The sequence below is a fragment of the Streptomyces sp. NPDC038200 genome, assembly GCF_055600785.1.
Genome location: NZ_JBVJYH010000014.1, coordinates 31,752 through 57,790 on the forward strand (window position 1 = coordinate 31,752; position 26,039 = coordinate 57,790).

General features: G+C 75.3%; 2 protein-coding genes (1 of these 2 only partly in view). Both read right to left on the reverse strand.

Annotation, left to right across the window (positions count from 1 at the left end; genetic code table 11):
* On the reverse strand, positions 1 to 696 hold the full coding sequence (locus tag ACZ7KF_RS26245) for a type VII secretion system-associated protein (RefSeq protein ID WP_471079700.1): 696 nt from the start codon (positions 694 to 696) through the stop codon (positions 1 to 3).
* Positions 693 to 26,039, reverse strand: the end of a protein-coding gene (locus ACZ7KF_RS26250; RefSeq protein WP_471079703.1) for a scabin-related ADP-ribosyltransferase. It continues 25,515 nt past the right edge of the window; the window shows 25,347 of its 50,862 coding nt (coding positions 25,516–50,862); the start codon falls outside the window, past its right edge; it ends in the stop codon at positions 693 to 695. Before ACZ7KF_RS26250 ends, ACZ7KF_RS26245 begins: the two co-directional genes overlap by 4 nt.

Here is a 26,039-nt window from a genome sequence, read left to right on the forward strand (position 1 = left end):
TCAGGCCGCCGGCTGCTCCCCCGTCACCGCCCGTCGGAGCGCGTCCGTCTCCAGCAGCAGACTGGCCGCGCCACCGGGATTGAGCAGCAGGCGCTGCTCCGGCTCCAGGACATCGAGCAACAGGGTGACCGGCACGGCCTCGTAGGCCAGCCGCCCCAGGGCGTCGACCTGCGCGGCGGAGGTGTGGACGGGGATGACGGGAATGCCGTCCGGGGTGGCGGCCAGCAACGGCCGTCCCTCGGCATCGACCGGTACGGCCACCTCGGCCGTCGCGAGCAGCCGCGTCACCTCCTCGGGCCGTCCGTAGCCGGTGACCGCGAGCTGGACGGCCTCGTCGACCTCGTCGGTCGGCGGCGGCCAGCCACGCGCCGACGGGGAAGGCCGGTACTCCTCGTTCTCCCGCCACTCGACGATCTCGCCCGCCGCGTCCGAACGCCACTCCCCCCGCACCGCCCAGGACGGCGGCGGCCCGTCACCGGACCACGCCGGATCCACCATGCCCAGCCAGTGATCGGGCGCCCGCTTGGCCGCCGCGCGCAGGTCGGGCGGTATCTCGGGGGCGTCGCGCGGGCCGTCGGCCGCCGGGGGGCCGTCCTGCGTCGCCGTGCCGGACGCGTGCTCCGGGCGAGACGCCTGATCCGGGCCGGGCAGCGGTCCCGGAGTGTCCGCCGTCCATGGGGCGTCGGCGTTCGTCATCGGTCTCCTCGGTGTCGGTCGTCGCGGTCGTGGTGACGGCTTCGGGAACGGTGCCTGGTGCCGCTGCGGGGCCGCCGGGGCGTGGGGGGCTCCGGCTGCCGGGGAGGCTCCGGTGCGGCGTCGGCGGGCTCCGGCTGTCCGGGGTGGAAGGCCAGCCATGCGCCGTCGTCGTGGGGACTCGGGGGTTCGAGTTGCAGCCCGGTCTCGATGGAGGCCGTGGGTGCGTAGACGACACGACCGGTCTCGTCCGCCACCTGCTGCGCCACACTCCGGCCCGGCTGCGCCGGGTCACCGCCGGTGTAACAGGCGGCCAGCACGATCGGCACGTGTGCCGGCAGCCGGCTCAGACTGGGACGGCGCTTCAGAAACCTGCCGAGGTTCGTCCCGTCCACCGGGATGTCACCGGACGGGGTGTGCAGCATCGCAAGGTGCGTGAGGCCGTGAGCCATGAAGAAGTAAGGCGTCACATCCTGCGCCTGCTGCCGCCACGGCAACGGTCGACGCGAGCCGGGCCGCACCACGTACGTGTCCTCGGCCTTGTCCCACACCTGGGATGTCTTCCTGGTCCCGAGCTTGCGCGCCCGCTCCCCGAACTTCGTCTTGGCCCACTGCTCCGGCGCCAGCGAGGCGCGTCCCAGCGGCCGGTGCTGCTCGTCCTGGATCGTGTGGGTGACGACGTCCGCGCCGGTGAGCGGCCGTCCGTCCAGCGAGGTCAGCCGGGCGGGGCGGGGCGGCAGCACCCGGGCGCGCTCCTCGGCGGAGACGGCGCCGAGGTCGTCGGGCAGGCTGCGCAGCCAGTGCCCGGACGCCTCACCCTCGCCCTCCACGGTGATCCGGGTGGCGGTGCCGTCGGGCGAGGGCAGCAGCGACAGCTCCCCGGTGTGCGACCACACGGTGCGGCCCGTGCGGGCCGCCACCAGGCGCGGCAGTTCCAGGCCGCCCGCGCCGCCACGGGAGACGACCAGCACGACCGGCGCGTCCGCGGGCAGCTCCCGGAGGTGCGGGAGGGCCGCCAGATGGTCGGCGAACTCCGCCGGACGCATCGCGTCGCCGCCCTGCGCCGTACGCACCAGGACGGCTCCGTAGGCGGTCTCGGCCACCACGAAGTACGGCACCGGCGCCGACACCGAGAGCGAGAACCACGGCGGCCGTTCGGGCCGGTGGGTCCTGACTCCGTCGGGACCCGCCGGTCCCGGGACGTACGTCGTCCAGACCTCGGGCGGCGCGGTCACGTCCAGGCGGCGGACGCCGTCGGGCCGGAAGTCCAGGCCGATGTCCGCGCGGGTGTTGCGCCGCGAGACGATCGGCAGCGCGTCCGGTACGGGGACGCTCCGCTCGGAAGCCACCGGTGCCGGGCCGGCCGGCTCGGCACCGCGCCCGCTCCGGCCGGGCCGCTCCCCGGAGTCCGGGGAGGCGAAGTCCGAAACACCGGGTCCGTCCCCGAGCACGGGCCCGAGCGTGTCGTCCTCCGGCGCGGAGCGGACCACCGTCACGACGGCCTGCCGGCGCAGCTCCTCACGGCTCCCGCCCGACTCCTGCGGCACGTCGCGGCCCGCCGACCTCCCCAGCGGCACCACGGAGAAACGGGAGTCGTCCATGACCGCCACGGCGCCCGCCCCGGGCTGAAGCTCATGGAGTGCCTCCCGCACCGCCTGCCGCAGCTCGGCCCTCACCGCCTCGCCCCGGTGCAGGCTCGTCCGCATCGCCGCGTCGGCCCGGCCCGGCAGCGGCAGCACACTGCCGTTGCCCCCGGCCTCGATGCGCAGCCGCGGCCAGGGCAGCCCGGCCCGGTGATCAGCCAGAGCCTGGCGCGCGACCTCCCACGCGAAGCGGCGCATCTCCGCCCGCTGCTCCGCTGACAGGTCCTCCGCCTGCTCGGCGAACCGCACCACGTGCCGTGACACACCGGCCGACGGACGGGCCGACGACGATGCCGTGCCGGCGGGCAGCGCCTCGGGCTGCGGCGGAGGGATGTGCTGCCCGCCGACCGCGGCCCGCGCCACCGGCGCCGTCGTGCCCGGCGCCTCCGACGCGGACGCGCGTGCCGGCCCGTCGGTGTCCGAGCGCCCGGGCCGGAAGGTCAGCCACTCGGGAGCCTCGTCGTGGCTCACGGCCACCAGCTCCAGGCCACCGACCGTTCTGCTGGTGGGTGCGTACACGACGCGGCCGGTTTCGTCGGCCACCATCTGCGCCACGTTCCGGCCCGGCTGTCCCGCGTCGCCGCCGGTGAGGCAGGAGACCAGCACGACGGGAGCCTCCGAGGGCAGCCGGCTGAAACTCGGCCGGCGCTTCAGGAACCTGCCGACATTCGTCCCGTCCACCTTGACGGTCCCGGCCGTGGTGGGCAGCACCATGTGCCCGGTGGCACCGTGCGCCATCAGGAAGTAGGGAGTGACCCCCGGCAGATCACGCTTCCACGGCAGCTTCCGGATGGAGTCGGGCCGGGGAACGCGCCCGCCGTCGACGCGGTCCCGTACCCGGGAGGACTTCCTGCTGTCCAGCTTGGCGGCCTGCGCCGCGAAGTTCTCCGCCCAGTCCTGCGACGTCATCCAGGCACGGCCGAGGGGCCTGTTCCGCTCGTCCTGGATCGTGTGCTGGACAATGTCCGCGTCGTTGACCGGCCGGCCGTGCAGCGTCGTCAGCCGCGCGGCCTCCGGCGGGAGCACGCTCGCGCGTGCCTCTCCGACGCGGGTGTCGAGGTCTTCGGGCAGGCTGCGCAGCCACCGCGCGCCGGGCGGTCCGTCGCCGCCCTGCACCACGCTCGGCCGGCCTCGGCTGTCCGTCGAGAGCTGAGGAAGCACCTTCCCTGTGTACGACCACACGGCGCGGCCCGTGCGGGCGGCGATGAGGCGCGGCAGTTCCAGGCCGCCCGCGCCGCCATGGGACATGACCAGCACGAGGGGCACGTCGGCGGAGAGCGCCCGCACCTCGGCGTGTGCCGCCAGGTGGTCGGCGAACTCCACCGGGCGCATGGCCTGAGGCTCCGTCGCCGTCCGCACCAGGACGGACCGGTGTGTGCCGCCGGCGAGGACGAAGTACGGCACCGGCGCGGACGCGGAGTCCCACGGTGCCCGGCTCTCCCGGGCGGTGGCGGCACCCTCCTCACCGCTCGGCGCGGCCGTGTCCAGGGGACGGGAGCCGGCGGGCCGGAAGTCCAGCCCCAGGGCGTCGCCGGCGCTCGCCACGACCGGCACCGGGTCGGGTACCGGGACGCTTCGCTGCCACTGCGTCCGGACCTGCCCCTCCGCCGCCGTCGGCCCCGGGGCCGGCTCCTGAGGCACCGGCCCGCCGGTGCGCGCCGTGTCGGACAGAACGGCGGCGTCGTCCGCCGGCGTCGGGTCGGGGTCGGCCGCTGTCCCGGTCGAGTGGTCCGCCGCGGGTGCCGCGTCCGTGGTCTTCCCCGATTCCGCGGCGGGAGCCGGCAGCTCGCCGGTCCCGGCCGCGCCCCGTCCGACGGCCGCCGGGGAGGGGCCGTCGCCGCGGTGCGCGTACGGCGCGAACACCTCCGCGATCTGCCGCAGGTGATCCGGTGTGAGGACCAGCCGGGACGCGAAGGCGCCTCCCTCGACCGTCCCCATCAGGCTCGACCGGCCCTCGGGCACCTCCTGTTCCGCGCGTCCGCCGGGGGGGAGCAGCACCCGGGGATCGGCGGAGTCGTCGAGGGGGCCGAGGCCGTGGACGATCTCGTGGACGTAGGCCGCGGGATGCACCCCGGTGAACCACAGGTTCTGCACCATGGCCCGTTTCCCGGGCACCCCGCGTCGTACGGTGACGACGGCGTGCGCGTCCTCGGCGGTGGCCGTGAACTCCACCTCGACCCGCAGCCGGGGCCCCGGGCGCCCGGGGCCGGTCACCTGGTCCGGCTGCAGTCCGGGCAGACGGTACGCCGGGGCGTTGACCAGATGTTCGAGGGTTTCCGTCACGCCCTGCCGCAGTCCGGCCAGTTCCCGGCCGCCCACCCCGTCGTCCGGAACCAGGTGCACGCGCCGTGTCAGCAGCAGGACCTCGTCCCCTGCCGTCTCACCGCCGTACCAGACCCAGTCGTAGCCGACCTCTGTCCGTTCGCCCGACCCGGCGGGCCGGCTCACCACGGGCCGTTCGCCTGTCCGGGGGTTCGTGAAGTGGAAGGCTCCCGCTTCCTCCTGCCCGTCCTGGCCCGTCCGGGACCGGAAGGGCAGCCACCGCTCGCTGCGGACCTCGCCCCGGCCCAGGACCGGGCCGAAGGGTGCCCGAACGGTGTCGGCGCTACGGGCCGGAGCCGGCTCCGTCTCACGGCCCGCCTCCGCGGTCGGCGCCGGGGTGGTGTCGGCGGGGGTCTGGGAGGTCGTCGCGGCGGCGGTGTCCCCCGGCGTCCAGTCGATCCGTCCGCTCTCGGCGTCCCAGGTCCCGGTCCGGTCGGCCGGAGTGACCAGGGAGTAGTCCACCGCAGGAGCGCCGTCCGTGTTCCCCCGGCCTGCCGTCCCGGCGGCGTCGTCGTCCGAGGAGTCGTCCGCGTCCGCGTTGACGGCCCTGAGCGTGACGGGCGGTGCCGCGTCGCTCAGCATGCCGGGGCTCCAGACGACCTGCCGGGTCTCTGCGTCCCACGTTCCGCTGCGGTCCTCCTCACCGTCGTAGACGATCGTGATCGCCTCCGGGCTGACGCCGTGGGTGAAGGCGACCTCTTCCTCCTCCGCGTAGTCCGGCGTCGAGTTCTCCCGCTCCAGGCTGGCGTTGACGTCGATGCCGACGGGGTCGTGGTTGGCCGCCGCGAAGATCTCGTAGCGGTAACGCGCTTCCCGGAACCACAGGTTGTGGTTGCGTGTCGTCGACACGAACGGGGAGGGCGAACTCAGCAGGGTCCAGTCCTCCAGCGGGACGAGGGCATGGGGGTCCTCCGCGGCGAAGCCGTGGGTGAAGACGTGTTCCGGCTCCGCGTCCGAGAAGCGCCACAGGATCTCGTGCGGTCCGCTCTCGACGACATAGGCGACGTCCTGGGGGTGGACGGCGGAGTAGTCCACCGCCGGTGCCACGTCCGGGTTTCCCGAGGCCGGGAGCACGGTGTTCCGTGCCTGCTCGTCGTGGTGGGTGCTGGCGGCGTGGCCGGACGTCGTACGGGCCCGGTCGTCGTCGGTGAGCGGGGTGGTCGTGGGCTGTGCGGCGGTGTCGGTGGGGGTGTCCTGCGGGGCCTGGACGTCGGCTGCCAGGTGCGGAGCGAGCAGCGCTTCGGTGCGCGTCAGGATCTCGCTCAGCCGGTCGGCCGTGCCGTCGTCGAGGTCACGGGCGTCGCGGACCATGCCGCGCAGCTCGTCCAGGATCCGCCGGGCGTCGCCGGCCGCGCCGGCTTCCGCGGCCGGCCGTTCCGCCGCCTCCCAGGCCCGGTACAGCAGGTCGGGCAGGCCGGGGTGGAGGGGCTCCAGACGCTGTTCGATCCGGGTGCGGACCGCGTGGTCGAGGGTGCTGCCGGGCTGCCAGGACCCGCGGTGGAGCGCGCCCAGTGCGGCCGCGTCGAGATTCAGCTCCGCCACCGCTCGGCGGGACACCGGGGTGAGGAGTCCGGCGGCCTCGGCCCGCTCGGCGGTCAGCGTGTCGTCCGCTTCCTGGTTCCGGGGGTCGAACGGGTACACGCGGCCGAAGGGTTCCGCCCAGCGGCTGACGGTACGGCCGTCCGAGCCGGTGACGTCGACGCGGACGGGCAGGTGAAGCTCGTGGGCGACGTCGCGGACCAGGTGGTCCACGGACAGCATGGTGAACGGCAGCAGCAGCGGCAGCCGGGCGGGCCCCGGGAGGAAGCCCTCCCGGGCGGTGAGCACGTCGCGGACCCGGTTGACCTCCCTGATCACGGCGCCGACGGAGGTGTCGGTGCCATCGGCGTCGACGGTGTCGACGGTGCGCGGCGGTTCCGTCCGGCCGCCGTCGAGCAGGCGTTCGTACCGTGTCAGGCTCTCCGGTGCCTCGATGTCGGGGTTCGCCGAGCGGGCGGCGGCCAGGTCGGCGCGGAGGGTGGCCACCGCCCAGCGCAGGGCGGTGCGCCGGGCGCGGGCGTCCAGGTCCGTGCGGTCCAGGCGGAGCACCGCCGCCTCGAGCGCCTCGAGCGGGTCGGCGGCCGCGTCCCGGACGCGGCGGGCCACCGTCTGGTACAGCCGGGCGGCGGTCATGCCCGGCTCGCCCGCGGCCTGCTCCATCAGCGCACCGAGGTCGACGGCGGGGGCGCGGTCCAGGGCCGCCCAGCGCGCGGCGCCGAGGGCCGGCGGTACGGGCGTCCGCCTGAGCCTCTCCAGCAGTTCCTCGACCTCGGACTCGAACAGTTCGACGTACACGTCACCGGTGAACGGGTCGCTGTGATGGGTGGCGCCCTCGGTGGTGGACGGCCCCAGCAGGTTGCGCGCGTACAGCTCGGCCACCAGCCGGTAGAGGCCGCGCAGGCGCACCAGCAGCGTCGGGCCCTGCTGCTTGATGTGCTGTTCGCGCCGGTAGTTCTCGGTGCCGGCGCCGCCCAGGTTGCTGCCGGTGTTCCGGGACGTCGAGGCGCCGCCCGACCCGGTGAACGGCGGGTAGGCGTGGCCGTCCGGGGTCTGTGCCGGGTCGTGCGGGGCCAGGACCCCCGACGCGGACGTGCCCACGCTCGCGGAGGGGCGCCAGCGGTCGTTGCTGGCGCTGACCGTCGTACCGCTCTGGTGCTTGGTGTAGCGGCCGGTGCCGGTGCCGTGGACCGGGCCGAGGACCTCCAGGTCGAAGAGGTCGCCTTCGAGGTACAGCCTGGCCCGCCGCGAGGAGTGGCCCGGCACGAAGAGGGTGTCGGTGAGCAGATGGCGTCCGCCGGCCGAGGCCGGGAGCAGGTGGTTGGTCAGGTGGCCGCGGCTCATCAGCTGCCGGACGCTGAGACTGGTGCGCACCCGCGCGCCGTCCGCGTCGCGGCCGAAGAGCTTCGTCATCAGCTTGAGGGCGGCCGGGAGCGCGTCGTCCAGCAGGACACCGGTGAGGTACGCGTCGCCGGGCAGCGGGGGCAGCGGCCGCAGGACGCGGTCGCCCTGGGGTCCGTGCAGCGGGTGGAACTCGGCGAGTCCGCGCGGCACCTGGAGGTCCAGCACGCCGGAGGCGCTGGTGGTGGCGCTGGTGATGGGGCGGGCGGTGGACAGGACGCGGGAGAGCCTGTTCAGCGCGTTGTTCAGCGGTCGGCCGGCCATGTCGAGGAGGCTGACGGTGACGGTGAGGTCGAAGGGGAAGCGGGCCACGTAGGTGCCGTTCCACCCGTACCCGGTCTGCTCCGTGGTGCCCGTCTCGGCCCGGGTGACGCCCCGGTGGGCTCCCTGGCCGACGCCGATCCCGCCGCTGTGGGACGTGTACGCCTCACCGGCGCCGAGCCGGCCCGCGGTCAGGGCCTGGGACACGTCCCGTGACCTGCCGACAGCGGTGCTGGTGTAGCCGTGCCCGTAGTTCTCCAGGCCGGTCTCGGGCCGGAAGTCGCGCACCTCCGGCCCGGACTTCAGGGTGGCGGTCACGTTGATCGCGACGATCCTGGACGTCAGCCAGCCTCTGGGGTCGACCAGGTAGAACGTGTGGCCGTTGGGCGAGAGCAGGTCCCCCAGCATCGCGGAGTCGCGGCCTTCCGCCAGGAGGAGCTGGAGGAAGTTCGCTTGCAGCCGGCCGACCTGGCGCCCGTCGCCGGTCCACAGCTCCGGCCGGGAGGTCAGCAGGCCGGGCGCGACCCGGTCCACCTGCTCGCGCACGATGTCGTAGGTCGACCGGCCGTCGTCGTAGCCGAACGCGTGCACCCCGCTGTGGCCGAGGATCCGGCCGCCACGGTCCAGGCGCGTCAGGTACTCGGGGAACCCGACGTCGGGGAAGCGGCTCCCCGGTTCCACCAGGTCGTGCTTGAAGCGGCGGTTGAACGCGATCCTGGTGCGCTCGTCCAGCACCGTCAGGGCGCCGCTCTTGTGCAGCCGGGCCAGCAGGGCGGCCAGGTCCCCGCGGTTCGCCTTGAGCGCGTCGAGGGCGTCGGGGGCGTCGGGGCCCTCGGGCGCGTCCAGCACCCAGCGCGTCAGCACGCCCGCGACCGTGTTGCCGCTGAGCCGGACCTCTCCGTCGTGCCAGCGGTTCATGACGTCGACGAGCTGCTGGTCGGAGACCGGCAGGACGTCCTTGGCGTACTGCTCCAGCGCGTCCGGCTCGGACAGCAGGTACAGGGCCGTGCGGCCGGTGACCTCCTGCCGGTCCGAGCGGTACGTGTCCGGCAGCAGTTTCGCGGTCTTCTCCAGGCGGCTGTGGATCTCGAAGTCCACCTCGGTGCGGTAGGCGTACGCGCGGTTGAAGTCGAGCTGGATCAGCTCCGTGGCGCCGGTGCGTCCCTGGCTGGTGGAGGAGTTCCACTGCCAGTTCCGGGAGGCGCCGGCCTCGCCCTGGACGGACACGTCGCCCGCCGCCCCGCCCACGGTGATGCCGGCCTGTGCCCAGGACACACCCACGGACGAGGTGTCGGTGCCGTTGGTCTGCGTCATCCACAGCCTGATCACGCCCAGGACGAACTTGTCCGGGGTGGCACCGGCGAACACGGAGCGTCCCATGCGGCCCCGTACGTCGATCGCGCCGAAGGTGTCGCGGAAGCCGGTGTCGAAGAACTGGTCGCTGGTCAGGCGCCCGTAGAGGCTCTCCTTCAGGTGGGCCCGCAGATTGTTGGTGCTGAGGAAGGAGGTCAGTTCCTGGTCGGCGTGCCCCTGGGGGCCGGTCAGTTCGCCCAGCACCGTCGTGGCCGCCTCGCGCAGGCCGGTGACGTCGATGTGGTAGACCACCGCCCGGTCGAGCACCGAGGCGGGCGTGTGGCGCAGCGAGGTGGTGCCGGGGTGGTCGAGACCGCCGAGCGGCGGCAGGTAGGCGATGGTCCGCTGCCCGGAGACCACGATCGGCTCCGGGTCGCGCGCGCCCGGGCGGATACGGCCCCGCAGGCCGCTGTGCTGGAGCTCCAGGGTGGCGGTGAGGTCGATGTACAGGGCGTGCTTGTGGACGGTGCCCGCGTATTCCAGCAGTTCGGGGCGGTTGTTGAGGTAGGAGACGCTCTCGGTGGCGCCCACCGAGCGCCGTACGTCGAAGCCGGTGACCGCGCCCCTGAGCGGGCCGGTCAGGCCCTTGAGCCGGAAGCTGAGCCCGACCGACCTGCTGCCGCCGCTGGAATGGCCGGCGGTGTCCATGCCCATCGCGAGGTTCACCACGGCCACCTCGTCGGTGGCGCCGAGGTACTCCGGCGCCCTCTCCGCGGACTTGGACGCGCGCAGGGTGATCTTCACGGCGTCCAGGTCGAAGTCGGTGCCGAGGATGCCCCGGCGCCGGTACATGGTGATGACCAGGCCGGACTGGTGCAGCTGGTCGTAGTGCGACTCCAGTCCGCGCAGGGAGACCCACTTGTTCAGCTTCTCCTGGTTCTCCAGCAGGCCGTCCAGCTCGCCGGCGTGCGTCCACCAGCGGTCGGCGGCCAGCGGGTACGCCGCGTCGGCGGGCAGGAAGCCGAGGCTGACGAGTTCCCGGGTCAGCCCCTCCCGCAGCTCCCGCACCGTGCTCTCGTCGAACTCGACGATGCCCATGCCGATGCCGCGCCCCTCGGCGACGTGCGGCGGGAGGTCCATGTGCTCGTCCGGGCGAGGGCGGACGGTGCCCCGGATCCGGTCGGGATCGTACGGGACGGTCCGCGTCGGCGCGGGGGTGATCGCCGTGGCGTCGGAGGTCTCCTCGACTGGTGCGGTCTCATCGGACGCCGCGACCGGTGCGGCCTCCGCCGGTTCCGCGACCACCGTGTCCTCGGCCGGCTCCAGGGCTCCCGGAGCCTCACCGGCCGTCGCCGCTTCGTCGTCCGTCGTCAGCGCTTCCCGGTCCACCGGCATGCCGTGCTGGAGGGCCTGGCTCTCCCGTACCCGCACCAGGCCCTGGCCGAGCACGGACGGCGTCAGGACCGGCTCGGCGTCGCCGCGCACCGCCACCAGGGCGCTGTGGACGAACTCCAGCCGGTACGCGTTCGTGTGCCTCTTGAAGCGCGGCACCACGACCCACAGACCCGTGCGGCCGGCGCTGTTGCCGTCGGAGTTGGACCACGTCATCGCCAGCGCCGCGCTGACGCCCAGGCCGAAGTCGGGGTCGGTGAACGGCAGGGGAAGCAGGTTGAGTTCGGCCGACGGCAGGCTGATCGTGGTGGAGTTGCCGACGGTGTGGCTGCCGCTGGTGCCGTCGATCGCGGTCCTGACGTTCTCGATCGGGGCGTTCTCGCTGGTGACGCCGACCCGGGTGCCGCGGGAGTACCGCACCGTGCGCACCTGGACGGTCGCGACCGGCTTGCCGTGCCGGTCGTGCAGGGCGAAGGCGTAACCGGCGGCGTCGCCGACGGCCTCGTCCAGGTGGGAGTCGAGGTTCCACAGCTTCTGCAGCAGCTCGTCGCGGGGCACGCTGCCGACCGGCAGTTCCAGCCCCTGCTGGTGCGCGGCGGCGACGATCCGGTCGAACAGCGCGGGCAGACCGGTGAGGCCGGACGCGTAGTGGACGGCCGGCAGCCGGTGCTCCAGCACTCCGCTGCCCGTCGCGACGACCTGCTCCGGCGCCTGTTGGAGGTAGTGCTCGGGCACGTAGAGCAGCAGCCTGCGGTCCCCCTCGGTCACGACCTCGACCGGGGGTACCTCCGCCCAGGGGCGCTGGGCTTCCGTACGGACGCGCACCGTCCAGTGCGGCCGGTACGCGACCATCGTGGAGTCGGCGTCGGCCAGCTCCACGTGGCCGCCCTCGGCGTCTCCCACCCGGCTCGTGGACCGGCTGGAGGCGTTGGCCGTACCGGAGACGCCCGCGCCGACCCGCGCGACCTGGAGGACGCCGGGGCCGAGGCCGATGCCGTACGACATCGAGATGCCCGCGCGTGTGGCGCCGGTCGGGCCCGAGTGGGTCTCCACGTGCGCGCCCGTCAGGTACGAGGCGTTGATCGCCTGGTTGGCGTGGAACGGCTCGGGAGCGGTGTCGCGGGGCGGCACCAGGCCCAGGGGGCCGGTCGGCGCGTCGGCCCCGGACTCGCCGGACACGGCGGCCTGCGGCTCCGGCTCCGGCTCCGGCTCCTCCGGGATGGTCTCCAGCGCCGAGGGACCGTCGTACGACCCGGCCGGCCGGGTGACCGTCCTCGGGTCCCGCGGGTCGAGCGTGATCAGCGCCTCCGCGCCGCCCAGCGGCACCAGCAGACCCGCGTTCGCGAACTCTCCCTCGCCCGGCACCAGGTAGCGGTAGTTGCTGAGCAGGCGCTGCGGCAGCTGGGCCCACACGGACTCCGCGACGCTCCGTCCCGTCTGTCCGACCAGGGTCCGCAGGGTCCGGACGACCTCGGGGACGTAGGGAAGTTCGGCGCGCGGGATGCCGATGGTCCGGGCCGCGGGGTGCACGTCGAGCGGCTGGCCGAGCACCGGGCCCCGGGGGACGCCGGTGGGCCGGGGCGGCGGGAAGAGGTGCGGCAGGGCCTGCTCCAGCCCGCCGGCCAGACGGCCGTCACGGTCCAGCGGGAGCATCGCGTACAGACCGCCCGGCACCTCGATGCGCAGCGCCCGGCGGGCACCCTTCTCCAGCTGGACGACCGCCGTCACGCCCAGCTCCAGGTGCCGGTACCGGCGGGTGGCCTCCCGGTTCACCTCATGGGTCCCGCCCGCCTCGAAGCCCTCCTTGTGGCCGGTGCGCACGCCGTACACGTCGAAGCCCATCCGGTCGAAGACGCGGTGCCCGTCCGCGCTGCCGCCCGCTTCGGGGCCGAGGGAGAACACACCGCCGCGGGAGCTGCTCTGCTCGCTCTTGGGGCTGGTGTGGTCCTGCTGGTACCGGCGCGCCTTGAACTCGACGCCCTCGACGGGGCCGATCACCTTGGCCGAGGTCAGCTCGAAGCCGACCGTGACCGCGCGTCCCCCGACCGGCACCCGGTAGCGGTGGTGCAGCAGCTCGGCGATGTTGGCCCGCAGCATCGTGGACGAGGTGTGGTGGTCGTAGTTCATGCCGGCCGTGGTCAAGGGGTCCAACCCGGTCAGCCCCCACGTCTCCGGGCGGTCCAGATCGGGTTCGCGTACGGACGTGAGCGCGGCGGCCTTGGCCCACCGCTGCACCGCGTGCGCGGCCGGCACGTCCCACGCGTGGATGTAGTCGGTGAGCGCCTTGGGCGGCGTAGTGGACCGGTCCTCGACCGGCGCCGTCCACCGCGGCGTCCCCTGCGGCCGCACCGGTGCGACGACCGGCGGCACCGGCTGCTCCACGGGGAGCGTCAGGTGCGTCGGGACGAGCAGCCGTACGTCGCCGGTGACCGGGGCCCGGTCGCCGAGGCCGTCGTCCTGCCAGGTCCACACCCGCACCGGGTCGCTCCGGCGGGCCGCGCCGCGGCCGCGCAGCAGCGCCGCCACGCGCAGGGCCGCGTCCCGCACGGCCTGCGCCGGCACGGCCAGCGCGGCGGGCGGCTCGGTGGTCGCGCCCAGCCGGATGCGGAAGGTCAGGTTGTGCTCGAACTCCTCCGAGCCCTCCCGGGTGTTGGCCCGCGCGATGTCGACGACCTGCCGGGCGGTCTCGTGCGACCGCTCCCGGCTCATGCCGTAGGACGCCTCGATCTCGGTACCGCCGTGGCCGTCGTGGTCGCCGATGCGCGTGCGGGTGCTGAGACCGGCACCCGCGTGGAAGGAACGCTCGGTGCCGCTCTTCTCCTCGGTGACGCCTTCCGAGCGCAGGGTGAGCTTGACCTTCGGGCGGGAGCGGTGGGCGTGCGGCGCGGCCAGGTCGGCGGTCACCTTCACCCACACGTACCGGGTGCTGCCGAAGGGGCCGCTGACCGGGAACCAGCGGGCGACTCCGGTACCGGTCAGGGCCGTGTACTGGGTCTGGAGCGCGTCCGAGGAGAAGGTGACGCCCAGCGCCCGCAGCAGGTGCTCACGGGCCGACCCCTTCTTGCCGAGCACGCCGCGCCCTTCCAGTCGCGCCACGATCGTCTTCAGCACGTCGTCGGCGCGCAGCCGTTCCACGTGGGCGGCGCCGGGCAGGGGGCGGCCGAGGAGGTGGGTGCGGGCCAGTACGCCGGGCGTGGCGGTCGCGGACTCCCCCGGCGTGGCCTGCACCTGTCCGGGCTCCGGTGCGGACTGCGGTGACTCGGCCGGAGCGGGGCCGCTCTCCGTCCGTGCGCTGCGCGAGGGGCCGGCCTGGGGCACGTCGTCCGGCGCGGTGCGGGCAGCGTCCTGGGATGCGTCGGGGGTGTTCGACTCGGTGATCGTCGGCGCGGTGCGGGCAGCGTTCGCGGACGCATCCGCGGCGTCGGGCCCGGCGGTCGTCGGCTCGGGGCGGGGCGGGAGCAGGTCGGGCACGCGGCGCTCGGGCACCAGCATCTCCAGACCGTGCTCGACGCGCAGATAGCGGACGAACTCCTCCTGTCTGCCGCCCTTGGTGCGTTGCACCAGCAACTGGATGACGGGGGTCGCCTCGACGACGTGCGTCTCCTCCCGGTACGTGGCACGGCTGATCTCCACCACGCCCCGCATCCGTTCCCGGCCGCGGCCCCCTCCCCAGCGCATTCCGGCCTGGGCCAGCGCGACGGCGCGCAGCCCTGTTCCGCCCTGCCCGTGGCTCCCGTGGGCGGGGGCTGTCTCCTCGCCCTCCTGCCGGGCCAGGACCGAGCCGCCCTCGTGGTGCGAGCCGCCGCTCGCCAGGGCGCCCACGCCGAACTGCGGGCCGACGTTCGCGCTCAGACCCGCCTGCCACCCGCTCTTCTCCGCTCGGGCGTACCGGTCGGTCGACTGCGCGTACTGCTCGATCTCCGTGTCGCCCGCGGTCCTGCCCAGGTCCTTGCCCGAGAACGCGCGCAGCCGCAGCCGCACCTCGTAGCGCCAGCCGTCGCGCTTGGGCAGCACGGTGCTGTATCCGTCGGGGCCGGTCAGGGCGCCGAGGCGGGCGGCGAGCGCGGTGGAATCGGTCAGTGCCGACAGCTCCGCGGGCCAGTTGGCGGAGTCGGCCAGCCATCCCGCGGGCAGTCCGGCGAGCCGGGCGTAGCCGGTGGCCGCCAAGTGGGTCAGCTGGGGCATGGCGAGGAAGGCGGGGTACACGCCGCCGGTGTGGCCCCGCGCGAAGTCGACCTCCGGCTGCCCGGTGGGCCAGGCACGCAGGTAGGTGGTGCGGCCCAGCTCGGCGACCCGGGCCGGGTCGCGCGGCTCGGCGGGGACGTTCTGCCGGGGCACCACGATCGTGGTGGTGAGGTACGGCCGTTCGATCCACCAGCGTTCGGCCCGCCGGCGCCGGTCCGGGCGCTCCGGGCTCAGCGACAGCTCCAGGATCGTGCGGTAGACCTGCTCGCCGACCTCGCCCTCGGTCTCGGTCCGGCGGTAGACGGTGTTGGCCGCGGTGAACTGCTCCTCCTGGGACCGCTCGAAACCGCCGCGGGCCGTCATGCCGCCGACCCGCAGCCGGGTCGAGCCGCCGAGCGGCACCAGCACGCCGCCGCCCGCGCCGGCCTCGACGCTCCACTCGGTGCCCCGTCGGCCCAGCACCGTCTCGGTACGGGCGGCGCGCGCGTTCACGGTCATCGAGTAGCTGCGCCCGGGCGTGCGGTCGAGCAGGATCGCCTTGACCGACGCGCGGTAGCGTTCCCCGCCCACGGTGATCATGTGCACGGTCTCTTCGAGCGGCAGCTTGCCCTCCAGCGCGGGCCGGCCGAAGTGGAGGCCGAGCTGGGCCTCCACCGCCGTCCAGTCGGCGGAGCGCCGCACCGCGGGCGGGACCATCTGCTTCAGGGCCCAGCTCAGCTGGTCCAGGACGAGCTCCGAGCCCGCCATGTCCACGGCCATGGCGAAGCCGAGGCCGCGCCGCGCGGCCAGCGCCGGCGGCTCGGCGGACCCCGCCTGGGCCCCGTCCACCGCTTCCGGCGCCCGCCGGTAGGCGGGGTGCAGCTCTCGCGGGGGCTCCATGGACCGTACGGGCGCGGTGCCCGACTGCCGCAGCAGTTCCCGTACGGGGGCGGAGGTCTGCACCGGTTCGGGCCGGTCCGTGACCGCGTCGGGTTCCAGCCCGGGGGTGCGGACGCCGCCCAGCACCCGCTGCTCGAAGCCGGCCGCGCCCCGCCCTTCCTGCCAGGGCAGCCCGATCTCCGCCTCGGCCGTCTCGGACACCGTCCCGATGCGCGGGTGGGTCGGGGAGTCGACGGTGACGGTGAGCCGCAGCCGGGCCCGGTAGCGGGCCTGGGTCTCGCGGAAGTTGAGGACGGTGTGGCCGAGGGTCTGCGAGGTGACCGTCAGACCGGCGCCGGTGCCGCGGTCGAAGCCGGCGCCGAACAGCGGCAGCAGCCCCTTGGCGGCGGGGTCGGCGGCACCGTCGGTGACCGGCATGGCGAAGCCGTACGCGTTGTAGCCGAAGGAGATGCCCGCGCTGCCGCTGCCCGACCGGCCGACCCCCCGGGCCGTACCGCCGCCGAGGTCCTCCCGGATCTGGACGTTGTCGGTGGTGCCGGCGAACTCCAGGGCGGCGATCTCGGCCCGCACCCGCAGCCGGCCGCGGAACGACCGCCGTCCGGCGGCGCCGGGCACATGGATCTCCCCGGAGATGTCGCCGTTGGTCATCCACCACCGGCCGCGGGTGCGGGCGGCCCGCTCGTTGAGCGTTTCCCGCGCCTCGGTCATGAACCGTTCGGCCGCGGTGGCGCCCATCCCGGCCCCGCGCACCGCCCGGTGCAGCGCCGCCAGCAGCGGCCCCATGTCGACGGCGTTGAGCACGACCCGGTCCGGTCCCAGCCGGGCCTCGCCGGGCGGGAGCGCCGCGGCGGGCCGGCCCATGGGGGGACGCGGCGCGTCGGCGCCGGTGTACTCGCCGGGGAACTCCACCCGCAGACCGCGGTCGTGGACGGCGCCGGGGCGGTGCCGGACACCGTCCACGTAGACCTCCACCCGCAGCCCGGCCAGGAACGGCTTGTTCCCGCCGATGAACAGCGTCCGTCCCGAGATGGCGTTGCGCCGCTGGGTCTCGGAGCGCCGGGCGGCCGACTCCGCCCGCAGCTGCGGTACGCCGAGGATCATCGCGGAGGCCACCGCGGAGGCGGTGCTGAAGCCGAGCAGCAGGGCCGAGTCCGCGCCGAGCGTGCGCTCGCGGTGGCGTTCCCCGCTGCCGCTGGTCGTCGCGAACCGGACGCTGTACTCGCGTACCGCCGACTCCCGCTCGTCGGCGGGACGCAGATCGGCGAGGAGCGGACGCAGCCACACCAGCCGGCCGTGGGAGACCAGGGTCACGCCGTGGGTCAGGAGGTCCTCCCAGGCGTGCCGGTCGGTGGTGGCCAGCATGGTGTGCAGCGCGGTCTCTACGGCACCGGCGAGGTTCCGGTCCGGCAGCCCGGCGGCGACCTGCCGGGCCCAGTCACGGGCGCCCGCGTCGTCGAAGGTGCCGGTGCCGCTCACGGAGGCGTGCCCGAGCGGGCCGTGATCCAGGTACCAGGGGTACTCGGGGCGGGGCTGGAGGATCGCGGCGGCGTCGGCCGCCCCGACGGTCTCGGCGACCTCGGTGGTCCCCGCGGCCTCCGCGACTCCGGTGGCCCCGGAGGCCCCGGTGGTCCCCGCGGCCTCCGCGACTCCGGTGGCCCCGGAGGCCCCGGTGGTCCCCGCGGCCTCCGCGACCTCGGTGGGCGGGACGGCGGCTGTCTCGGCGAGGAGGGCGTCCGGCCGCGCGGCGAGCGGGCGGAAGCCGCGCGGTGCGCCGCCGGAGAACTCCTCGTCGGAGCTTTCGGTGCCGGCACTGGCGGTGCCGGCGCCGCCGGGCGCCCCGAAGGACATCTCGCCCAGGTCATCGTCGTCGAAGACCTCCTCGTACTCCGGCACCCGGGGGACGTGGACGGTGACCGTGGCGCGGCGCAGCAGTGCCACCCGGTCCCGGCCGGTGGCCAGGTCGTCCGCGGACAGCTCCTGCCCGCGGGAGACGGCGACGACCACGACGGGTTCCCGCGTCCCCGTGTTCTCGTACCCGAGTTCGGCGGCGCGCCGGGCGAAGGACGTCCGCAGCAGCGCGGCGACCGTCTCGGCACGGCGGAGCCCGGTGTCCAGGCCGAGCCCGTCGGCGTCCGTGCCCGCCGCGTAGCCGGTCACGGTGACCACCGGACGCAGCAGCGGCTCCGCGAATCCCGGTACGGCGTCCGGTGCGACCCGAGCGGCCAGCCCCTCGACGACCGGCAGTTGGTCGGCCGGCACCTCGCCGGAGTCGTCCGCGAACACCACGGTGGCGGCGACGGCGGACCGGGGCCGGAACGTGCGGTACTCGCCGGGGGCCGAGCCGTGGGCGACCGTCACGTAGGGCCGGGGCGTCCCGTGCTCGGCGATTCCGCTGAGGTCCACCTCCCCGTTGGGTGCGTACACCGTCGTGCCGAGGTGGTCGGCCACCTGCTGGGCGAGGCCGTCGTCGTGGGCGCCCGTCTCGCAGGCGACCAGCACCACGCCCGCCTGCGGGTTCTGCGCCCTCAGCTCCCGCAGGCTGGGGCGCCGCCGCAGCATGTCGGCCACCTCGGGACCGAAGACGGGCCGCTGCCGGCCCGCCGCGTCCTCGACGGCGAGGTAGGCGGCGTCGGCGTGCGACGACACGAAGTAGTGGCCGGCCCCGGACCAGGGCACGGGCTGCTGGACGTAAGGGTCGTACGACTGCCGCTGCCGCATGAAGACATCGGTCGAGGCCGGGTCGTACAGGGCCCAGCCCCGCGAGCGGTCCGCCCATTCGGCCGCACCGAAGTAGGCCCGGCCTACGACGGTGCCCGCGTCCGAGACGATCCGGTGGGACAGCGGCTCGTCGCCGTCCGTGGACGCGGCGTTGAGCAGTCGCGGGTCGGGGCGGCGGTACCCGTACCCGTACTCCAGGTCCCGGTCGTACCCGAACTCGTCCTCGTCCTCCTCCACGTCCTGTGCCGGCCGGGGCGGCGGGGCGGGGGTGCGGGGCACGTGGACGGTGACGGTGGCACGGCGTAGCAGGGCGGCCGGGTCCTGGGCTCCCGCCAGGTCCTCGTCCGGCACGTCCCGCCCCCGGGAGAGCGCGAGCACCACGACGCCCGCCGCGCGCTCGGCGCCGTCCTCCCCGAAGGCGGTGAAGTGCCCGGCGAGAGCGCCGCGGAGGGTCTCGGCGACGTGGTCGGCCCGTGCCTGGCCCGTGGCGAGCCCCTGAAGGTCCGTGCCGGTGCCGGGCGCGTAGCCGGTGACCGTGACGACGGGCTTGAGCTTGGACACGCCGACGCCGGACAGAACGGTCCGGACGGTCTCCACGGCCAGGTCGTCGACGACCGCCAGCTGGCCGGGCGTCAGCTCGCTGGAGCCGTCGGCGAAGGACACGGTGGTCGCGGCGTCGGGCCGGGGGCGGAAGGTGCGGTACTCGGCGTCGCCCTCGTCGCTGTCCAGCCAGGGGCGGGCGGCCTCCCCCGGGGCGCGCATGACGGCGACGGACGTGGTCGGCCCGTAGACGGTGACGCCGAGGTGGTCCGCCAACTGCTGGGCGAGGCCGTCGTCGAAGGCTCCGGCCTCGCAGGCGACCATGACGACGCCCGCCTGCGGGTTCCGCGCCCGCAGTGCCCGCAGACTGGGGCGCCGGCGCAGCATCTCCGCGGCCTGCGCGCCGTGCAGGAACCGCTGGCCGCCCGCGGCGTCCTCGACGGCGAGGAACCCGCCGTGCCCGTGCGCCGACAGGAAGTACTGCCTGTCCCCCGTCCACGGGACCGGACGTTCGGTCCTGTCCCACCGGCCGGTCTGGAAGTAGGTGGCCTCGGAGGCCGGGTCGTAGGCGGCCCAGTGGCTCGCGCGGTCGGCCCAGTCCTGCTGGTTGTGGAACGCGCGGCCGACGACGGTGCCCGCGTCGGAGACGATCGGCCGGCTGATGACGTCGTCCTGCGGGGCGGGGACGTGGTCCGGCGGGGCGGCGTCGCTGCTGTGGAGTTCCGGCCGGGGCGCGGAGAAGCCGCTCTGGGCCGGGGCTGCGGCGGTCTCGCGGTCCCGTTCCTGCCCGGATACCCGGGGCCGGGGCACGTGGACGGTGATGGTCGCACGGCTGAGCAGGGCGGACGGGTCCTGGCCTGCGTCGGTGTCCTCGGCGGGGAGGTCCTGGCCCCGGGAGAGCGCGAGGACGACGACCGCTTCGGTGCCGACCGGCCGCGCCTGGCCGGGCTGCCGCGCGGCGAGGTGGCGTGCCAGGCTCTCCCGGAACAGCTCGGCGACCGTCTCGGCACGCTGCCGACCGGTGTGGATGCCCTTGATGTCCGGGAAGCGTCCCTTCGCGTACCCGGTGACCGTGACCACCGGCTTCCGCCGCGGATTGTCCCCGGCCGCCAGTGCGGCCACCGCGGTGTCGGCGGCGAGGCGGTCGATGGCCGGCAGGCCGGCGGCGGCCGGCTTGGTGCCGCTCGCGAACATGACGGCCACGGCAGCCTGTGGGCGCGGCCGGAACACACGGTACCGGCCGTCCGTACCGCTCGCGTACGGACGGGCGGACAGCTCAGGAGCGGGACGGCCCGGCGCCTCGGCCGGCACGGTGGGGCGGTACATCCCGGCCACGGTGGTCGGCGCGTAGACGGTGGCGCCGAGGTGGTCGGCGGTCTGCTGGGCGAGACCCTCGTCGAGGGCTCCGGCCTCACAGGCCACCATGACGACGCCCGCCTGCGGGTTCCGCGCCCGCAGCTGCCGCAGGCTCGGACGTCGCCGCAGCACGGCGGCCAGCTCCGGGCCGTACAGACGCCGCCGGTTGCCCGCCGTGTCCTCCGCGGCGAACTGGGCCTCGTTGGAGTGCGAGGTGAGGAAGTACTGGCCGGGATCGCGCCACGGCACCGGCTCCGCGACCTGGTCGAGCCGGTGCGGTTGCCGCTGACGCATGTAGACGGGGGTGCCGGCCGGGTCGTACTGCGACCAGTCGCCCGAGCGGCCGGCCCAGTCGGCCGTGCTGAAGTAGGAGCGGCCGACCACGGTGCCCGCGGTGGAGAGAATCCGGTGGGAGACGTGGTCGTCCGCCGGCTCGCGGAAGCGGTCCAGGGGGCTGCCGCCCAGCAGGCGGAGCCCGGTCCGCAGCTGCTCCTCGGTGAGCGGCTCCATGGTGGCCGCGTGCTCCAGGTCCGCCGTGGCGGCCTCCGCGTCCGCCAGGCGCCGGCGGGCGGCCGCCACGCGCTCGACGGCCGCCGGGTGGGCACCCGTGCTGCTGTGCTCCTCCAGGGACCGGAGCGCCGACTCCGCACGGGACAGCTCGGTGAGCGCGTCGGCGTGCTCCTCCCGGGCCGCGATCTCCTCGTCGGGCGTGACGCGGACGGTGCCCGGCGACCGCTCCGCCTCCGGTGCCTCCTGCCCTTCCCGCTCTTCCCGCGCCTGCCGTGCCTTGCCCTTGTCCGTCGCGGGCCGTGCCTGGTCCTCGTCGCCGTCCAGGGCGAGCAGTGCCTCCAGGTTCTCGGCGGGCACGTAGAAGACGGCCGCCTCGTCGCTGACGGTCACGTCGACCGCGCGCGGCTTGCCCGTCACCGGGCGGTGGACGATGTGCCAGGTGATCGAGGTCGCCTCCACCCGGGCGAACGTCCGGTCGTCGTGCCGGACCGAGGCCCCGCCGGCCGCGTGCGCCATCCGGCCGCCGGAACCGGCGGTGCCCGAAGCGCCCCGGAGGGAACCCTGGGCGTCCTGGACGGTCGTGCCGGGCAGCGTGCCGTCGCCGCTCCCGCGCGGTGCCGACACCCGCAGTCCCCGGATGTCCGCGCTGATCTCCAGGCGTCCGCGAAGGTCGGTACTGGTGCCCGGCACCGTCACCGGCTCGTGCAGGGTGCCCTGCGCGGCGAGGTCGAGGAACCACCGGCTCAGGTAGGGCGGGCTGAAGATCGCGGCGATCTTGGACCGCAGCACGAAGAGACCGCCCTGCCAGGAGTTGGCGGCCGGGGAGACGCCCGTGCGGGGCCCGCGCGTCGCGAAGAGGCCCTCCGTCGCCGCCCGCAGCGCCGCCAGGTCGCCGACGGTGCCCAGGAACGCCTCCCGGAGCAGCTCCGGGGTCGGGCGCACCCCCTGCCGTGCGTACTCGACCGGTGCCTTCGACACCACCAGGGCCGGCGGGCGCGGGGCCGGAAGCGACCGGGGCTGGGTGAGTTCTTCCCGGTAGCCGAGGCGGAGGGAGCCGGGCAGCAGCCGGGTGCCGAGCCGGTGGTGCTGGTGCCGTCCGATCAGCGGCAGACCGATGCCGACGCCCGGCGAGGACGCGCTCAGCGCCCAGTGCAGGTCCAGGCCGGCGGTGACCTCCACGTCGAACGCGGTCGTCCACGGGCGGGCCGCGTGCCGGAGGGCGGTGCCCGCGCGGTGACCGGTGCGCGCCTGGCCGGCCGGGGTGGTGGTGTGACCGACCGTGGGGGCGAAGCCCGACAGGGCGCGCTGCGGGGCGTCGGAGTCGATCAGGGCCAGCTGCTCGGCGAGGGCGGGCTGTCCGGCACCGTCGTGGAGCGGGGTGCTCGCACGCTCGACGGCGCGCTGGTTCCCGCCTTCCAGGATGTGGCCGCCGGGCTCCTGGCCCAGCGCCCGCGCGTTGGTGAGCCGGGCGGTGAGGGTGACCCGGGCCGTCGTCGTCCAGAGCCCGCTCCGGTGGGGCACCAGGATCGGCAGGCCCGCCAGCATGGTCTCCAGCAGGGCCTTGGTGCCCTGGTGGGAGGCCGTCTTCCACAGCTCGGCCTCCACCGCGTCGGCGTGCTCCGGGGAGAGCAGCTCGCGGAGTCCGGGCAGCAGGCCCCGTACGAACGGCCGCAGGTCGGGCACCGAGAGCAGCGCGGTGTGGTCGAAGCCGTCGCCCCGCAGCACGTTGGCGGGGGCCAGCGCCTGGTCGGGGGCCGATGCCGGTTCCCGGACGGGTCCGGGAACCTGGACCGGTACCTGCTCCGGCGCCGGTGTCGTCCTTTCCGCCGCCCAAGAGGTCACGAGCCCGCGCTCCAGGGCCGGTTCCCGCTGCATCAGCGCCAGTCCGGGCGCGGTCACCGGCTCGCCGGTGATCTCCCGCTCGGAGGCGCGCCGGGAGCGGGATCGGCCGAGGAAGCCGGCCTGCCGCTCCGTCCAGCGGCGCACCGTGACACGGAACGTGACGGGCGCGTCGGCCCACACGTGCGTGCCGGTGGTGATGTCGACCCGGTCGCTCCGCCCGCTCGCCGCGCGGTCCGCGGACACCTGACCGCCGCGCGTGTAGCCGAACTCGGGCCCGGAACGGTTGAGGTCGGACAGCTGCACCTCGACGGGGCTCTCCTCCGCCGCGCCCGGGGCGAAGGTGAGGGACGTGCCGACGCCCGCGTACAGGGACAGGCTGTCGTCGGTCTCCGTGTGCCGGACCAGGGCGGTGCCCAGGGTGTGGTCGTAGTGGTAGGCGTGCTCGCTCTCCCCGATCGCGGTCAGTGGGCCGGCCGTGGCCTGCACCGACACCTCCGCCCACTGCGGGAGGCCGAGGGAACCGCGGCCGACCGGCCGGGTCCACAGCGGGTACGGGGCTCCGGCGAAGTCCCGTACCCGGGGTGCCAGTCCGGTCACGGCGGTGCGCAGCGCCGCCTCGTCGAGCGGGTCCAGGGCGGGCACGCCGGCCTGCCGCAGCAGGTCGGTGATGTGCGGCAGCAGGTGGTCGGTGCGCACCATGTGCAGGGTGTCCTGCGGCAGGCGTCCGTCCGCGGGGGTCCAGGTGGGTGCCGGACCGTCCGTGGTGGGGCGCGGTGTCCGGACGGCGGCACCGGTGTCGTCGAACCCGCTCTCCAGGTCCAGGGTGCGGACGGTTCGGCCGTCGCCGTCGTCCTCCATGACCAGGTCCTCGGAGACGAGCAGGGCGGCCCGGACCGGCAGCGGACCGGCGGCGACCGGGTCGGCCGCGGCCTGCCCCGGGCCGGTGACGCGCTCGACGGTGACGTGCAGACGGACCGGTCCGCTGAACTCCGACACCCACAGCGATCCACCGCCGGACGCCCCGCCCGCGTAGAACCCGCCGGCCTCCGTGACGGAGCCGCTCCAGCTGAGGCCGGGCGCGAGACGGCCGCCGGCGGCCTCCGTGGACAGGTCGGTGTCCGGGAGCAGCCCGGCGAGCGGCAGTTCGACGCCCGCGGCGAGCTTCCACCGCCGGGTCGCCGAGCTGGTCAGGTCGTAGTACGAGCCGTAGTAGACGTCCATCCGCCCGCGCTGGGAGCGGACGTAGGCGAAGTCGTCCGGGTCGAGGCCGGCGCGGACGGTGACCCTGATCCGTTCCGGTCCGGCCGGACCGGTGCGGGTCAGCACCACGGCGTGGCCCTGGCCGGTCATCAGGTGCATACGGCGGGACAGGCCGGTCTCGCTCAGGGCCTCGTCCAGGGTCAGCTGGTTGCGGACGTGCTCCGGCGACGGGTCGCCGGCCGGCCGGGCCGGCAGCCCGGTGGCCTCGGCCACGGGCGCGTCCCGCCATGGGTCACGGGCGGCCAGGAAGCCCGGGAAGCGGTCGTGGACGAGTTCCAGCGTGCGCAGCCGCACGCGCTCGGCGGCCGCCGCGTCCAGGTGGCCGACGCGGCCGGTGGGCGGCAGCCAGTCGCGGAACAGCGCGGGCAGGCGCAGGGTGCGGCCCGGGGCGGTCCTGGCCGCGATGTCGGGGTCGACGACGGTGCCGGCCCCGGCGTCGGGGGCGGTGCCGGTGCCGGCCCGGGCGGCGGGGGCGACGGCGGTACCTGCCGGGGCGGCGGGGGCGGTGGCGCTACCGGCCGGGGTGCCGGGCGAGGCGGCGGTGCGGTTCGCGGCCGGGGCCGCCGGGTCCTGCCGCCGGGGTGCGAGGCGGGCCGCGTCGGACGCGAGCATCCGCACCCGGGCGGTGAGCCAGGTCTCCGGGCCGCCGCGCCCGCCGAGCCCCCGGGTGTCCACCCGGACGTCGAACTCGACCACGGTGGTGGGCTCGTCGGTGTACCGGAGCCGGTTGAGTTCCACGCTGCCGGCCTGCTGGCCGGGCCGGGAGAACCGCACGGAGTGCACATAGGACAGCGAGGGCAGCGGGATCGGGAGCCCGACGGCGGTCGCCGCCAGGGAGACGGCGTCGGAGACTCCGGTGGTGGAGGCGTCCCACTGGGCGGCCGACGCGCCGACGTCGCCGACGCGGACGTCCTCGGTGTCCGCCCGGGTGGGCTCGTCGAGGCCGGCCACGACCCGCGGGTTGTGGAAGGAGGCGCGCACCCGGACCGCTTCGGACCGGCCGGTGGCGGAGTGCACCGCCGTCGACCGGTAGCCGCCGGCGGCGGCCTGGTGCAGACCGGCCATCAGGGTCCGCACCCGGGCGAAGGCGTCGAGCGTTTCGAAGGCCGCGGAGAACGGGTCGGCCAGGGCCGGGTTCACGGCGGCGAACACGGCGGCCCGGTAGTCGGCCGCGCCGGTGATCGACTCCAGCCACGAGACCTCCGGAAGGGCAATCGGTGCGCCGACGACGGCGGGGCGGGGCGCCCGGCCGGCCGGGACCCCGAGGTGGTGCGCGTCGGCGGTCAGGGCGCCGCTGTCCCGGGCGGCGTCCAGGGCGCGGCGCAGTCCGGCGGTGCCGGCCTCGGGCGCGCCGGACCACTGCTGCCACAGCGGCGCGGTGGCGTGCCGCACGCCGTCGGGGCGCGGCAGCTCACGTACGGTCTCGCGGGGGTGGCGGGCGACGAGGGAGTTCTCGACGACCGTCCGCCACCGCCGCGGGGCCTGTCCGCGGCGCTGCACCACGAGGTCGACGCCCACGTCGTGGCGGAAGTCCACGGCCCGGTCCGAGGACGGCCGGAGGATCCGGGTGGTGCCGAGGGTGGTGGAGGACGTGAAGTCGGTGGTCTTGCCGAACCCGGTGAGCAGCGTCCGCAGCGCGGCGCCGGCGGTGGCCAGGGGCGGTACGAGCGCGAGCGCCTGCGAGAACGGCAGGGCGGCGGCCGTGTCGAGACCGTGGTTGACCGTGCGGTTGGCCGACGCGGTCTCCCGCCAGTCCAGCACCTGGGGGGCGCGCCGGTCGCGGGTCTCCCAGCGGGTGGTGCCGGCGTCCTCGGCGAGCGGTGCGCCGCGCGGGTCGGTGAGCTGGGTCCAGTCGCCCAGCCGCAGCCGTACGGTGACGGCCACCGGGCCGCCGGGGAGCCCGAGCACCACCGTGACCCGGTCGCCGACGGCCTGGCGCAGGGCGTCGGCGAGGCCGGCGGTTTCGAAGTACTCCGCCAGGGCGTCCGCGGCCCGCTCGCGCGAGCGCTCCGGGAGCAGCGCCAGGACGCCCTCGCGGATCGCCGCGGGCAGCCGGTCGTCGGCGAACGCGTACGTCTCGGTGCCGGTGCCGTGCCGGAAGTCCGCGGACACGGTGTGGGCGGGCGGCGCGAAGACGAGGCCGGCGTCGCGGCGGTCGCGGGCCTGTTCGGGGGTCTCGGCGGGCCGCGCGACGCGACCGGCGCCGGC

Coding starts and splice junctions, on each gene's coding strand:
- ACZ7KF_RS26245 (WP_471079700.1), bottom strand. CDS start 696: ATGACGAACGCCGACGCCCCATGGACGGCGGACACTCCGGGACCGCTG.